The 1,043-nt window shown below is 69.2% G+C and carries 1 protein-coding gene; it reads left to right on the top strand.

What is annotated here, in order from left to right; all coding sequences use genetic code 11:
• Positions 1–1,043, top strand: a 1,043-nt coding sequence (locus CHC02_RS29800; protein WP_244906830.1) for a condensation domain-containing protein, incomplete at both ends; no start/stop codon positions are given.

Genomic DNA, 1,043 nt, shown 5'->3' with positions numbered 1-1,043 from the left:
CGCGCGGCAGGCATCCATTTCACGCCCAAGGAGCTGTTCCAGCACCAGACGGTGCAAGGGCTGGCCCGGGTCGCCCGCACGGGCGCCGCGGCCCAGGTCGACCAGGGACCGGTGCGCGGCGAGACGCCGCTGCTGCCATTCCAGCGGCTGTTCTTCGGGCAGGCCATCCCCAATCGCCAGCACTGGAACCAGTCCTTGCTGCTACAGCCGCGCCAGGCACTGGATGCCGAGGCGCTGGAAGCGGCCTTGCAGGCACTGGTCGAACACCATGACGCGCTGCGCCTGCGCTTCACCGAGGTCGACGGCCAATGGCGTGCCGAACACGCCGGGATCACTGGCGAAGCTCTGCTGTGGCAGGCCGAGGCCGAGAACGGCGGGGAAGTGGAGGCCCTGTGCGATGAAGCACAGCGCAGCCTCGACCTGGCCCGAGGCCCATTGCTGCGCGCCTTGCTGGTGAATGTCGCCGACGGCAGCCAGCGCCTGCTGTTGGCCGTCCACCACCTGGTGGTGGACGGGGTGTCCTGGCGCATCCTGCTGGAAGACCTGCAACAAGCCTACGAGCAGCGTCTCGCTGGCCAGGCCCTGCAACTGCCGGCCAAGACCAGTGCCTTCAAGGCCTGGGCCGAGCGCCTGGGCGAGTATGCCCAGGGCCCGCAGATGCAGGGTGAGTTGGACTACTGGCGGCAGCAACTGGTCGACGCGCCCGCCGACCTGCCGTGTCGCGACTCGCAGGGCTCCCTGGAAATCCGTCATGCCCGCAGCGTACGCACGCACCTGGACAGCGAGCTGACCCGGCGCTTGCTGCAGGAGGCTCCCGCGGCCTACCGCACCCAGGTCAACGACCTGCTGCTGACCGCCCTGGCGCGGGTGATCTGCCGCTGGAGCGGCGATTCGAGCGTGCTGGTCCAGCTGGAAGGCCACGGCCGCGAGGCGCTGTTCGACGACATCGACCTGAGCCGCAGCGTCGGCTGGTTCACCAGTCTGTTCCCGGTGCGCCTGACGCCGACCGCAGACCTCGGCGAGTCGCTGAAGGCGATCAAGGA

Source organism: Pseudomonas delhiensis (assembly GCF_900187975.1).
Lineage (GTDB): Bacteria > Pseudomonadota > Gammaproteobacteria > Pseudomonadales > Pseudomonadaceae > Pseudomonas > Pseudomonas delhiensis.
Note: the sequence above shows the minus strand (reverse complement) of the source record. Positions and strands in the feature narration are given on the sequence as shown.